The 13,703-nt window shown below is 39.3% G+C and carries 10 protein-coding genes; 8 read left to right on the top strand and 2 right to left on the bottom strand.

Features of this window, described 5'->3' with window-relative positions:
- The first annotated feature begins 75 nt into the window (after positions 1–75).
- From alr to ACSAMO_RS03210, 3 genes are read left to right on the top strand one after another with little or no spacing between them, the layout of a single operon-like run.
- Entirely contained in the window at positions 76–1,233 is a 1,158-nt protein-coding gene (alr, locus tag ACSAMO_RS03220; RefSeq protein ID WP_499209839.1) for an alanine racemase, read from the top strand.
- A gap of 46 nt (positions 1,234–1,279) precedes the next feature.
- The gene (locus tag ACSAMO_RS03215) at positions 1,280–1,441 is read left to right on the top strand and encodes a hypothetical protein (protein WP_308456228.1); all 162 of its coding nucleotides are present in this window, start codon (positions 1,280–1,282) and stop codon (positions 1,439–1,441) included.
- A gap of 1 nt (position 1,442) precedes the next feature.
- Positions 1,443–1,793: a type II toxin-antitoxin system PemK/MazF family toxin gene (locus tag ACSAMO_RS03210; RefSeq protein WP_022230485.1), complete on the top strand. Its 351-nt coding sequence runs from the start codon at positions 1,443–1,445 to the stop codon at positions 1,791–1,793.
- 201 nt (positions 1,794–1,994) lie between these two features.
- On the opposite strand, the gene ACSAMO_RS03205 is transcribed toward ACSAMO_RS03210, so the two are convergent.
- A complete protein-coding gene (locus ACSAMO_RS03205) occupies positions 1,995–4,634 on the bottom strand; it encodes a transglycosylase domain-containing protein (protein ID WP_118446187.1) in 2,640 nt (879 codons plus the stop codon).
- A 236-nt stretch (positions 4,635–4,870) separates the two neighbouring features.
- Between ACSAMO_RS03205 and ACSAMO_RS03200 the strand changes: the two genes are divergently transcribed.
- The 3 genes from ACSAMO_RS03200 (at position 4,871) to groL (ending at position 7,378) form a co-directional block, all read left to right on the top strand.
- Complete coding sequence (locus tag ACSAMO_RS03200) at positions 4,871–5,233, top strand: hypothetical protein (protein ID WP_118446186.1); 363 nt, start codon at positions 4,871–4,873, stop codon at positions 5,231–5,233.
- Between the two features lie 217 nt (positions 5,234–5,450).
- Positions 5,451–5,735: a co-chaperone GroES gene (locus ACSAMO_RS03195; RefSeq protein WP_022230488.1), complete on the top strand. Its 285-nt coding sequence runs from the start codon at positions 5,451–5,453 to the stop codon at positions 5,733–5,735.
- A 20-nt stretch (positions 5,736–5,755) separates the two neighbouring features.
- Positions 5,756–7,378, top strand: a complete 1,623-nt coding sequence (groL, locus tag ACSAMO_RS03190) for a chaperonin GroEL (RefSeq protein ID WP_499209838.1) — start codon at positions 5,756–5,758, stop codon at positions 7,376–7,378.
- Positions 7,379–7,871: 493 nt separating this feature from the next.
- On the opposite strand, the gene ptsP is transcribed toward groL, so the two are convergent.
- Positions 7,872–9,536: a phosphoenolpyruvate--protein phosphotransferase gene (gene ptsP, locus ACSAMO_RS03185; protein ID WP_147513655.1), complete on the bottom strand. Its 1,665-nt coding sequence runs from the start codon at positions 9,534–9,536 to the stop codon at positions 7,872–7,874.
- A gap of 273 nt (positions 9,537–9,809) precedes the next feature.
- On the opposite strand from ptsP, the gene ACSAMO_RS03180 reads away from it, so the two are divergent.
- Together ACSAMO_RS03180 and ACSAMO_RS03175 are read left to right on the top strand one after the other, a co-directional pair.
- On the top strand, positions 9,810–10,982 hold the full coding sequence (locus ACSAMO_RS03180) for an NAD(P)-dependent malic enzyme (protein WP_022230491.1): 1,173 nt from the start codon (positions 9,810–9,812) through the stop codon (positions 10,980–10,982).
- A 13-nt stretch (positions 10,983–10,995) separates the two neighbouring features.
- The gene (locus ACSAMO_RS03175) at positions 10,996–13,605 is read left to right on the top strand and encodes an exo-rhamnogalacturonan lyase family protein (RefSeq protein WP_499209837.1); all 2,610 of its coding nucleotides are present in this window, start codon (positions 10,996–10,998) and stop codon (positions 13,603–13,605) included.
- Positions 13,606–13,703 lie beyond the last annotated feature (98 nt).

Below are 13,703 nucleotides of genomic sequence, written 5' to 3'. Positions count from 1 at the left end.
ATAATTAAGAAGAACTGAATTAAATCTCTCGCAGTAATGTGGATGATTTTCTTTCGGAAAGGGAGTAGTATAACAATGGATAAAAGAACTTGGGCAGAGGTTGACCTTGACGCAATAGCTCATAACATAAAGGAAATAAGAAAGATAACAAATCCGAATGCAAAAATAATGGCGGTAGTAAAAGCCGATGCATACGGTCACGGATTTTTGGAGGTTGCAAAAACGCTCCTTGAAAACGGCGCAGACCGTCTTGCCGTAGCGGTTTTGCAGGAGGGTAAACAGCTTAGAAGCCGTGGCGTAACCGTGCCGATTTTGATACTTGGCGCAAGCGGTGAAGAAACTGTTGAAGATTTAATCAATTTTGATATAACGCCGAGCGTATTCACATATGAATTTGCAAAAGCACTTTCTTATGAGGCTGAAAGAAAAGAAAAGGTTACGAAAATTCATATCAAAATTGATACAGGAATGAGCCGTATAGGTTTTCTTGCCGGAGAAAATAATGAAGAAATTGTAGACGAAATTATAAAAATATCAAAACTGCCTTATATTGAAATTGAAGGTATATTCTCACATTTTGCAACATCTGACGAGTACGATAAATCGTATACACTTTTGCAATACGGACGTTTTATGGATGTTTGCAACAGACTTGAAGAAAAAGGACTTAATATTCCGATTAAGCATATTTGCAACAGTGCCGCAATAATGATGTACCCTGAAATGCACCTTGATATGGTGCGTCCGGGTGTTATTTTGTACGGAATGTATCCGTCTGACGAAGTGGATAAGTCAAGACTTGACCTAATTCCCGCAATGACGCTAAAATCAACAATAACACATATAAAAGAAGTTGAACCGGGCAGAGGGGTAAGTTATGGAAAAGAGTACATAACCGATAAGAAAACCAAAATTGCAACAGTACCTATCGGTTATGCTGACGGATATTTAAGAAAGCTTGCAAAGCATGGTAAGATGATTGTTGACGGCGTAAAAGTTCCTATCATCGGAAGAATTTGTATGGACCAATGTATGATTGATGTTACAAATGTCCATAATATTGATAAAGGCGATGAAGTAATCATATTCGGACGTGAAGGAGTAACCGTTGACGATTTGGCCGAGTGGCTTGAAACAATAAACTACGAGGTGTCATGCGTAATAGGTAAGCGTATCCCGAGAATTTATACAAAAGACGGAAAGGCGGTGAAGGTATTAAACTACCTTATGTAGTTGATAAACGGTTATCTTGAAAACTGAAAAAGGGGGCCTGATTGCTTTGTCACAAATCAAAAAATCCGATAAAAATAAACTTGTAGCCGAACTTGAAAAAGGTTATAAGGAAATGGCGGATATAAATCTTGAACTGGCACAAATGTGTTTGGAGGCGGATAACGAAAGTCTTTCGCTGTGTGAGGAAAAACTGACGGAGTGTGAGTAAATTGATTGTGAAAAGAGGAGATATTTATTACGCCGATTTAAGCCCGGTTGTCGGAAGTGAACAAGGCGGTATAAGACCTGTACTTGTTATACAGAACGACATAGGTAATAAATACAGTCCTACGGTGATTGCGGCGGCTATAACAAGCCAAATTAATAAGGCGAAAATGCCTACGCATATCGAACTTGCTGCAAAGGATTACGGACTTAATAAGGATTCTGTGATATTGCTTGAGCAAATCAGGACGATTGACAAAAGAAGATTACGAGAGAAAATAGGCCGTATAGATGACGGACTTATGGCAAGTGTTAATAATGCATTGTCAATAAGTTTCGGACTCGGCGGATTTTAAAAACCTCTTAATTATCGAAAATATGGGAGGTTTTAATATGGATAGAAAAATAACGTGTTATGTAGCATAGACGGCTACATATAAAAAGGTTATCGGCTAAAATGCCGATAACCTTTTTTCATTGTGTAGGGGTATATCTGTTTATAAAATCTGAATCAGTAACAAAAAATGAGGCTTTGAAAAAGCCTCATTTTTGCTGTCTTATTCTTCCGATGAAGTATCTTCTTCTGCTCCGCCTGCTGTATTTTCGCTTTCAGATGAGCCTGTATTGCCTTGTTCGTAATCAGTTCCGCCCGAATTTGACGAAGTACTGCTGCCCGAATTTGTATCATAAGAACCACTGTTAGTACCCGAATTTGTACTTGACGAAGAACCGCTGTTAGTACTTGACGAAGAACCCGAATTTATACCTGAAGATGTATTTGAATTATTGCCGTTTTGATTTTCGTGCGTTTCCGAAGCCGCAGGATTTACTGTAGGCATAACGCTTGGAGTATTAACCGGTGCAACCGTTGATAGAGGTGTTTGCGTTGGTTTATTACGTCTGCTTGCGTGTGATGCGTCACAATATGCCTTTGGCTGTGTTCCTTCAACGAAGTAAGCGGTTGTGGTAGGGCAGGTGTCAGTTGCAAGCATACCGGAGTATTCGCATACCTGTGCCTCAACAACATTACTTGGCTTTGTGATTTCTTTAGGGTTAAGCGATTCGTGAATTTTTTCCATTACAAGATTCCATGCGGTAACTGTCGGATTGCCCGAAACACCTGCCGCTGAAATTGATGCGGGAGTATCGAAACCATACCAACAAGCACCTACATAATACGGTGTGAAACCAACAAACCACTTATCACAGTCATCATCGGTTGTACCTGTTTTGCCGTATGTTGAAATACCGCAGTCAAGCTTTGCGCCTTTACCTGTACCGACGCTGCTGTTTACAACGCCCGAAAGTAAATCAGCTGTAATGTATGCTGCCGCAGGACTGATAGCCTGACTTGTGCTTGATGTGTTTTCAAGAATAACTTGACCTGTTGAATCAAGTACTCTTGTGTAAGTATACGGCTTAATATATTTACCGCTGTTTACGAATGTACAGTATGCTCCTGCCATTTCTTCAACGGTTACACCTTGTGTAAGACCGCCGAGTGCAAGAGAACTGTAGTTTTTATCTTTTTCTTCAAGTGTTGTGATGTGGAATTTGTTTTGTAGGTAGTTGAATGAGTTTGTAAGGTTGACCATATCCAATACCTTTACGGCAGGAATGTTTGCCGAACGTGCAACCGCCTCTTTAATTGTCATATCGCCTAAGAAGTCGTTGTATGAGTTCTTTGGTTTCCACTTGTCGTTGCCGATTGTTATTTCTTCGTCTGTAACGGTGTCAACTTCTGTGATTTTACCCATATCAACCGCCGGTGCGTAAACCGAAAGCGGTTTGATTGATGAACCCGGTTGACGTTTTGATTGAGTGGCTCTGTTCCAACCGCGAATATCAGTCTTTTCGCCAAGACCGCCTATAAGACCGCGAATTTTACCTGTGTAAGGGTCAATTATAATCATTGCCGATTGAGCACCCTTGCCTGTATAAGGGAAGTTAGACGTATTGGTAAATATGCCTTCCATTATATTTTGAATGTTGGGATCCATTGTTGAATAAATTTTCAAACCGCCGTTGTATACCTGTTGGGTTGCAAAATCTTCCGAGTAACCTTTTTGAGTCATAAGGTCGGCGATAACGTCATTTACAACTTGGTCAACAAAGTATGAAGTAATACGTCCTTGATTTTGCCTGTAAGCGTTGCTTACAACAAGGTCACTGCCTGATGCCTCTGCATATTCAGCGTCTGTGATATAACCGAGTTCACGCATTTTGCCGAGTACAAGATTACGTTTTTCGATATTCTTATCCGGATGTACAAACGGATCGTATTCTGATGGGAACTGTGTTATACCTGCGATTGATGCCGCTTCGGCAAGGGTAAGGTCGCTTGCGTCTTTGTTAAAGTAAGTGTTTGCGGCAGCCTCAACACCGTTACAGTTGTTAGCGAAATATACGATATTCAGATACATTGTAAGTATTTCGTCTTTTGTAAGCTGTTTTTCAAGTGCAACCGCACGCATCATTTCTTTGACCTTACGCGAAGGTGTATTTTCTTTTTCATTGGTTATATTTTTTATAACCTGTTGAGTAATCGTACTACCGCCATAGTTTGACGAGCCGATACCGACTTTTGAAAGTACCCATTTACCCGTTGCACCGAGTGTACGTTTTATATCAACACCGTGGTGCTTGTAGAAGCGTTCATCCTCGATTGAAACGATAGCGTCTTTCATAACTTGAGGTATTTGCGACGAATCTACCCATATACGGTTAAAATCGGATTGTATTTGTTCAAGTTCCTGCGGATTGCCGGCGGCATCTTCGTAATATATAAATGAAGAATAATTCAAAGCAAGAGTTTGAATATTCATATCTTTAATTTCACGTGATACTGCGGCATACATTCCTATGCCCATACCGGATACAATTACAACTACCACAAAAATCGCAACAAAGAATGTAAGCCGTAAGCGTTTCCTGAATTGAATCTGTTTCGGAGTAAGCTGCTTTTTTTGCTTTTTCTTACTGCGGGAAGTTGTTTGAGTTCGGCGCCTTGACGGTACTTCTCTGTATGATGAAGAACTTGCCTGCGGTGATCTTGTAGGCTTTGTGGATGCCGCTTGTCTGCGACGTCTTGGAGCGCCTGAAGCTGACGAAGTTTTCATATCATACTCTTCCCAGTTGAAATTATCATTTGAGCCATATCCGGAGCTTGGTCTGTTTCTTCTGTTATTATCAGCCATAATATTTTCTCCTATCTTTTTTATTAAGATTGTAGACAAAATGTGAGAGTATGTCTACTTTGATTTCGGGGCTGTTAAAAGCCTCAATCTTTCTTTAAAGATAATTGCATACTTTAATTATATCCTAAATTGCATAAATTTGCAACATTTATTTTTCAAAGTCTTATGCAAAGTATAAAAATGGGACAAAAGGGAATAATTTAAGAAAAAATATTAAAAGAAATGAGGAATAAATTATGAAAATTTTAAAGAATACACTTATTGTTTCGTCATATGTATTACTTGTAGCGTTGTTTTTCGGAGGCGGATACGCTATCGGCAGAATAGGTGTGTCCGACAGTGTGCCGACTCCTATGCCTACAGTTGCGGCGGTTGAAGAGGTGAATGCAAATGATGTAAAAACTACAGTATATGAAGTTAAGGTTGAGAACGGTTTACTTCAAATTAATAAATGTGTAGGGGATAATAAAACAGCAATTTTGAGTGAGGAAATAAGCGAAAATGTATTTCCGAGCGAGGATATTGATGAACTCAAAAAAGGTGTTGAATTTGATAATCTTGATGAGGCACAACAGATGTTTGAAAACTTCGTAAGTTAAAGCAGTATTAAGTTTATGAACAATTTGTTAAAACACCAAAAGGGAGATATTGAACGTAATAAAAAGAAAAATAAAGAAAATAAGAGTAAATATAGCAATATATTAAAAAAACGGACTTTGCTAAATAGAGCAAAAAAGAACATAATAGCATTGTTAGCACTCAAGAAGTGTGAGTGCTAACAATGAACTTGATTAAAATTTTAGGAGGTAATATATAATGAACATCAAACCATTGGCAGACAGAGTTGTTATAAAAATGCTTGAAGCAGAGGAAACGACAAAGAGCGGAATTATCCTTACTTCAAAGGCACAGGAAAAGCCACAGGTGGCTGAAATCGTTGCAGTAGGTCCCGGCGGTGTTGTAGACGGAAAGGAAGTTAAGATGGAAGTTTCCGTTGGTGATAAGGTACTTACTTCAAAATATGCAGGTACAGAAGTCAAGGTTGACGGTGAGGAATATACAATTCTTCGTCAAAGCGACATACTTGCAATAGTAGACTAATATATTAGGAGGTTATTATTATGGCTAAACAAATTAAATACGGACAGGACGCAAGACACGCTCTTGAAAGCGGTATCAACCAACTTGCAAATACAGTTAAAATCACACTTGGCCCGAAGGGCAGAAATGTTGTTCTTGATAAGAAATTCGGTGCACCGCTAATCACAAATGACGGTGTTACAATCGCTAAGGAAATCGAACTTGAAGATCCATTTGAAAATATGGGTGCTCAGCTAGTAAAAGAAGTTGCAACAAAGACAAATGACGTTGCCGGTGACGGTACAACAACAGCTACACTTCTTGCACAGGCACTTGTTCGTGAAGGACTAAAGAATGTTGCAGCAGGCGCTAACCCTATGATCGTAAGAAAGGGTATCCAAAAGGCTGTTGACGCGGCTGTTGAAAAGCTACTTTCTACAGCAAAGAAAGTTCATGGTAAGGAAGATATTGCAAGAGTTGCGTCGGTTTCAGCTGCTAATGAAGAAATCGGTCAGCTAATTGCAGAGGCAATGGAAAAGGTAACAGCAGACGGCGTTATCACAGTTGAAGAATCAAAGACTGCCGAAACATATTCTGAAATTGTTGAAGGTATGCAATTCGACAGAGGTTATATCACACCTTATATGGTAACTGATACAGAAAAAATGGAGGCAGTTCTTGACGACCCATACATTCTTATTACAGATAAGAAGATTTCAAATATTCAAGAAATTTTACCGCTTCTTGAACAAGTTATGCAAGCAGGCAGAAAGATGGTAATTATCGCTGAAGATGTTGAGGGTGAGGCTCTTTCAACACTTATCGTTAATAAACTTCGCGGTACATTCGTATGCGTACCTGTAAAGGCTCCCGGCTTTGGTGACAGACGTAAGGAAATGCTGCAAGATATTGCAATCTTGACAGGCGGTCAGGTAATCAGTGAAGAACTTGGCTTTGATTTGAAAGATACACAAATTTCACAACTTGGTACAGCAAAGCAAGTTAAGATTCAAAAGGAACTTACAATTATTGTTGACGGTGCAGGCGATAAGAATGCAATTGCAGACAGAGTTGCACAAATCAGACGTGAACTTGAGGCATCAACATCTGAATTTGATAAGGAAAAGCTACAAGAAAGACTTGCTAAACTTGCAGGTGGTGTTGCTGTAATTAAAGTCGGTGCGGCAACAGAAACAGAAATGAAAGAAATGAAACTTAGAATTGAAGACGCTCTTGCAGCTACTAAAGCGGCTGTTGAAGAAGGTATCGTTGCAGGCGGCGGAACAAGTTATATTGATGTTATTCCTACTGTTGCGGCTCTACTTGAAAAAACCGAAGGCGATGAAAAGACAGGTGTTCAAATTGTACTTAAAGCACTTGAAGAACCGGCTTGGCAAATCGCAAAGAATGCAGGTCTTGAAGGCAGTGTAATCGTGGATAAGGTTAAGTCTTGTGAAACAGGTAAGGGATTTAATGCACTTGTTGAAGAATATGTTGATATGATTTCGGCAGGTATCGTTGATCCGGTTAAGGTTACAAGAAGTGCACTTCAAAATGCAGCATCTGTTGCGTCTATGGTACTTACAACAGAAAGTCTTGTAACAGACCTTCCTGAACCGGCAGCTCCTGCCGCTCCGATGGATCCAGGTATGGGAATGTATTAATTTGAATAATATTAAACACAGATTGCAAAATGCAGTCTGTGTTTTGCATTATGTGTTGACAAAATTAATTTATAGTTATATAATAAAAATAGAAAAAGGCAAACCTCAAGCGGTTATGCCCAAAAAGAACTATTTATTCAATAGCCGTTCCTGGGTGAGAGGGCGGCTATTGTACTTTTATGGTGAAAATTATCAATATAGCGATAATTATCAAAACTGCAAAAAGCAATTTCTTTGCCATATGTAACAATATGCTTACTTTTCATAAGCATACCCCCTTTCATAAACTCGGCATAAAGCCTGTGAATATAAAAGTGGGCATAACCGCCGGTTAAAAACCGTTAATGAAGTTTGCCTTTAACATCGGATTAATCCGACAAGAGTATTATATATCAACAAATTACAAAATTCAACAAAGTATATAAAAAGACATATAAATGTAAATAGCACATAAAAAAGCAGACAAAGAATTTTTTCTTTGTCTGCTTTTAAATTAGTTCAAATATTTGTCTAAAACACTTTCTTTAATTTCAGAAACATTGGTTTCAATAACCTTTTTACGTATCGGTAAAATAGCACTTGGGGTGACGGAAAGTTCGTCAACGCCGATAGCAAGAAATGCTTCGGTAAGTTCAAGGTCTGCACCGAGTTCGCCGCAAATTCCAACCCATGTACCGTTTTTATGAGCATTTTTTACTATCATATTAATAAGTCTTAAAATTGCAACATGATGTGTGTCACAGAATTTGCCTATGTCGGGATTTTGTCTGTCAGCGGCAAGAGTATATTGAGTAAGGTCATTTGTACCGATTGAGAAGAAGTCCAGGTGCTTTGAAAGAATATCACTGATTACCGCTGCGGCAGGTGTTTCAATCATACAACCAAGTTCAACATTCTTTGAATAAGCAATGCCCTCACTGTCAAGTTCTGCTTTAACTTCATCAATTATTTCGAGTATTTTTACGATTTCCCATTCCGAAGCAATCATAGGGAACATAATAGCAAGTTTACCGAATACCGATGCACGATATAGAGCGCGAAGCTGAGTCTTGAATATATCCGGTCTTTGAAGGCAAATTCTTATTGCACGAATACCCATAGCCGGATTTTCTTCTTTCGGCATATTAAAGTAATCAACCTGCTTGTCTGCACCGATGTCAAGTGTACGAACGATTACACGTTTATTAACCATTTTTGAAAGTACATCTTTATATGCGGCAAACTGAACGTCTTCAGACGGATAATCGTTGCTTTCAAGATATAAAAATTCACTTCTGAAAAGTCCGATACCCTCGGCATCATTTTTCAAAACATTGCCGACATCAAGAACACTTCCGATATTTGCACAAAGTTCAATCTTTTGACCGTCTTTTGTTACGCTTTCACGACCTTTTAATTGTTGAAGAAGTTTGTTTTGTTTATCAATTTCTTCTTTTTTCTTAGTCATTTCGTTGATTGTAGCTTCGTCGGGATCAATATAAATCGTACCCGTAAAACCGTCAACAATGGCATTTTTGCCGTTTGCATCGGCAGACAAAACGCCCTTTGCACCAATCATTGCGGGAATATTCATCATTCTTGCAAGAATTGATGTATGAGAATTTGTAGAGCCACCCTCTGTTACAAAAGCGAGAATTTTGCTCTTGTCGAACTGAACCGTTTCGCTCGGCGCAAGGTCATCGGAAATGATTATAACAGGTTCGTCCGTAACAAGACCGTCCTTGTCCTTACCCGAAAGAATTTTTATAAGTCTTTCCGAAACGTCTTTGACGTCCGCACTTCTTTCACGCATATACGGATCGTCCATTGCACGGAACATTTGCACAAAATTGTCGCAAGTTTGTGCAACTGCGGTTTCGGCATTTATAAGCTGGTCGGTAATTATATTTTTGATTGATTCGATATAATCAAGGTCGTCAAGCATCATCTGATGAATTTGAAAAATCATTGCGTTAGCCTCGCCGACTTCGGCAAGAGCCTTATCATAAAGCATAGCAAGTTCACTGATTGTCTGCTGACGTGCTGATTCAAAACGAGCGATTTCATCATCACTGCTTTCGATATGATGTCTTTTAATTGTGCTTTCCTCACGGCTGAAAACAAACACAGGTCCAAATGCAACACCGCTGCATACTGGTTTTCCGGTAATAGTAATCATAATAATCTTCTCCTTTGAAATTTGGAAATTTATATATATAGATATAATATTCTCATACTATGTCATATATATTATACAATATTTTTTACAAAAAGAAAAGAACTATTTTGTTAATTGTTGTGCATATTTTTGCTAAAAACAGTAAGGCTCGTTTGGTGAGATTGTATAAATAAGAAAATAAATGAATTAAGTAATGCAAATGTATTGAATGTACGAGTGAGTTGTGATAAAATGAAAATAATTGTACACAGTGATAGAATAGGAGAGAAACTAATGGATAAAAAAGAATTTGCACTAAAACAACACGAGGACTGGCACGGTAAAATTGAAGTTGTGTCAAGAGCAAAGGTTACAAACAGAGAAGAACTTTCTGTTGCATACACACCGGGTGTTGCAGAGCCTTGTCTTGAAATTTCAAAGGACGTGGATTTGTCATATAAATACACAAGACGTTCAAATCTTGTTGCCGTTATAACGGACGGTACAGCTGTACTCGGACTTGGCGATATAGGTCCGGAGGCAGGTATGCCTGTAATGGAGGGTAAATGTGCATTGTTCAAGGTGTTTGCAGATGTTGACGCATTTCCGCTTTGCGTTCGTTCAAAGGACGTTGACGAAATTGTAAATACGGTAAAAATGATTGCCGGTTCATTCGGCGGTGTTAATCTTGAGGATATATCCGCTCCGAGATGTATTGAGATTGAAAGAAGATTGAGAGAAGAATGTGATATTCCTGTATTCCACGATGACCAGCACGGTACAGCCGTTGTTGTACTTGCGTCGGTGCTTAACGCTCTAAAGGTAGTCGGCAAGGATATTACGGAAATTAAAGCCGTTGTAAACGGTGCAGGCTCGGCAGGTATGGCGATAACAAGACTGCTTGTTTCAAGAGGTTTGAAAAATGTAATTATGTGCGACAAGTACGGCTCACTTTACAGAGGAAACCCTGAAATGAACAGCGAACAGGCAAAGCTTGCCGAACTTACAAATCCGGACAATCTTGACGTAAAGCTTGATGAGGCAATCGTAGACGCAGATTTATTTATAGGTGTTTCCGCACCTGGTATTCTTACGGAAGAAATGGTTGCAAAAATGGCGAAAGACCCAATCGTGTTTGCTATGGCAAATCCTGTTCCGGAAATTATGCCTGACGTTGCAAAAAAGGCAGGCGTAAGAGTTATAGGTACGGGAAGAAGTGATTTTCCTAATCAAATCAACAATGTGCTTGCATTCCCGGGTATATTCAGAGGTGCACTTGACGTAAGAGCGAGCGATATTAATGATGAAATGAAAATGGCAGCCGCACAGGCGATTGCCGATATTATCAAAGACGATGAACTTAATGATGAATATATTATTCCTGACGCATTCGATAAGCGTGTAGCGGAAAACGTTGCAAAGGCTGTTGCAAAAGCAGCAAGAGAATCGGGCGTTGCAAGAATATAAGGAGATGTGAAAAATGAGCAGCATAAAATTACATTGGCTTGAAAACCGTTCAAAAGGCGGATATGTTACATTCGGTGTGCCTTGGAAAAAAGGCGAAGTTACAAAAGAAACAGTATTTTCAATAAATGACGAAAACGGAAACGGTATCGCATATCAGGAAAAGCCGATTGCATATTATCCCGACGGTTCAACAAAATGGACTTCGTACACAATCAAAACAGACAGTGAAACTGTTGAAATAAACAAAACGGATAAATATGACGGTTTTGACGGAATAAAGACAAATGAAACAGAAAACGAGATAACTGTTGACAACGGCAAATTTAAAGCGGTATTCCCAAAACAAGGTTCGGTCTTGATGAAAACTCCTTACGGTGATGTAACATTAAAAGCCGTAAAAGAACTTCGCAGTAAAGACGGTGACGTTGAAATAAGAAAAAGCATACCGTATATAGGAGAAATCAATACTGTCGAAATTGAAGATTGCGGTAATTTGAAAACAACGGTAAAAGTTACGGGTGAACACAAAAACATTGACGGCAGCGAATTCTTGCGTTACATAATCAGATTTTCTGTATTCTATGATGAAAATGAAATCAAGATTATCCATACATTCTTGTATGACGGCAATGAAAAGACCGACTTTATAAAAGGTGTCGGCATTCAGCTTACAAGAAAAATGGACGGTGAACTTTATAACAGACGTATAAAGATAACAGGCGACTGCGGTGTTATGCACGAAACAATGCAGCTTTTAAATTTGTGGCGACCACGTCTTGGACCGTCAATCGGTATTCAGCCGATTTATTCAAAACAACTTGCAGGAGAAAAGGTAAACCTTTCGGAAATGGTCGACTTGAGAAACGGTAATGCGGTTACAAAAGAGGAAATTGACAATGTAACAAAGTGGGACAGCTATCGTTTGCAACAGGTTACGGCAGACAGTTTTGAAGTAAAGAAACGCACAGGACACGAAGAATGTACATTTATAAAAGCAAATTGGGGTAAACGCTCAAAAGGTCTTATGTATATTGCGGACGAAACAAAAGGTACGGCATTCTGTATGCGCAACTTCTGGGAGAAGTATCCTACATCACTTTATGCAGACGGACTTTGTACGGATAACGCAAGCCTTACCGCATGGATTGTTCCGCCGGACGCAGACGCACAGGATATGCGTCACTATGACACCGTTGCACATGACCAAACATATTATGAAGGATTCCCTGAAATAGGCTCGTCGGCATACGGAATTGCGAATACAAACGAAATGTCACTGTTTTTATATGATACAGTGCCGTCGGACGATGAACTTATGAAACAAGCCGAAACTGTACAGAAACCGTCTGTACTTGTTGCGACTCCTGAATATTATCACGAAGTTAAAGCTATGGGTGAATGGAGCTTGCCGTCAAAGGATACACCGCTTAAAAAGTGGCTTGAAGAAGAACTTGACAAAGCATTTGCATTTTATGAGAACGAAGTCGAACAAAGACATTGGTACGGTCTTTGGGATTACGGCGATATCATGCACACATATGACGCACAACGTCATTGTTGGAGATATGATATGGGCGGTTACGCTTGGCAGAATACCGAACTTATACCGACATTATGGTTGTGGCTTGCATTTATGCGTTCGGGCAGAGAAGATATTTTCACTATGGCGGAGGCAATGAGCCGTCACAGTGCAGATGTTGATATATACCATTTCGGTGATTTGAAAGGTCTTGGCAGCCGTCATAATGTTGTGCATTGGGGCGATTCCTGTAAAGAACCGCGTATCGCTATGGCAGGACATCACAGAGCATTGTATTATTTGATGGGCGGTGATCCGAGAATAGGTGACGCAATGGACGATGTTAAGGATGCTGACTATGCAACGCTTAATATGGATCCGCTTAGATATTTCTATAAGAAAGAAGAAATGAAACTTCCTACTCATGCAAGAAGCGGTCCTGACTGGTCAACATATTGCTCAAACTGGTATACGGCTTGGGAGAGAGATAACGATAATCATTACAGAGATAAGATTGTTACGGGTATCAATGATTTGAAAAAGTCGCCTATGCGTATGATTTCGGGTTCAAACTATGAATATGATCCCGAAACGGGTCATTTGGGATATATCGGCGAAAGTGCCGCAGGCGGTGCACACCTTGCCGTTTGTATGGGTGGTCCCGAAACTTGGTTTGAACTTGCGGAACTTTTAGATGATGAAGTGTTTAAGGATATGCTTGTTCAGTACGGCGAATTTTACTTCTTGCCGGTTGAAGAAAAGAAGAAAATTTCAAACGGTCTTTTGACCGGCAACGGATTTGTTTATCCGTATATGGCATCGGCTTTGTGCGGATATGCGGCAAGAGAAACAAATAACGCCGAGCTTGCATATCAAGTATGGCAAGTGCTTATTCATTCTTTGGCAGGCAAGGACAAGAAAGATAATTTCGATATATGTGTTTACAAGAATTACTTTAATAATGAAAACCTTGAAGAAATGTTCTGGATAAGTACAAACTTTACTTCACAGTGGTGTCTGAATGTAATTGTTGCACTGGAACTTACTAAGGATTACATCAAAGATTCAATCAACGATTACGAATGGGCTGACTGGGTGAAATAAAGACAAATTATGTTATAAAATATTCTTAAACATATTGACAAATATAAATGTTGAGTGGTATTATATGTATATAATATTAATATAACTATATATTGATA

Source organism: Ructibacterium sp. SJQ-7, assembly GCF_054696575.1.
The sequence above is the reverse complement of the archived record's forward strand: the minus strand, read 5'-3'. Positions and strand labels throughout refer to the sequence as shown.

Coding starts and splice junctions, on each gene's coding strand:
- alr (WP_499209839.1), top strand. CDS start 76: ATGGATAAAAGAACTTGGGCAGAGGTTGACCTTGACGCAATAGCTCAT.
- ACSAMO_RS03205 (WP_118446187.1), bottom strand. CDS start 4,634: ATGGCTGATAATAACAGAAGAAACAGACCAAGCTCCGGATATGGCTCA.
- ACSAMO_RS03200 (WP_118446186.1), top strand. CDS start 4,871: ATGAAAATTTTAAAGAATACACTTATTGTTTCGTCATATGTATTACTT.
- ACSAMO_RS03195 (WP_022230488.1), top strand. CDS start 5,451: ATGAACATCAAACCATTGGCAGACAGAGTTGTTATAAAAATGCTTGAA.
- groL (WP_499209838.1), top strand. CDS start 5,756: ATGGCTAAACAAATTAAATACGGACAGGACGCAAGACACGCTCTTGAA.
- ptsP (WP_147513655.1), bottom strand. CDS start 9,536: ATGATTACTATTACCGGAAAACCAGTATGCAGCGGTGTTGCATTTGGA.
- ACSAMO_RS03180 (WP_022230491.1), top strand. CDS start 9,810: ATGGATAAAAAAGAATTTGCACTAAAACAACACGAGGACTGGCACGGT.
- ACSAMO_RS03175 (WP_499209837.1), top strand. CDS start 10,996: ATGAGCAGCATAAAATTACATTGGCTTGAAAACCGTTCAAAAGGCGGA.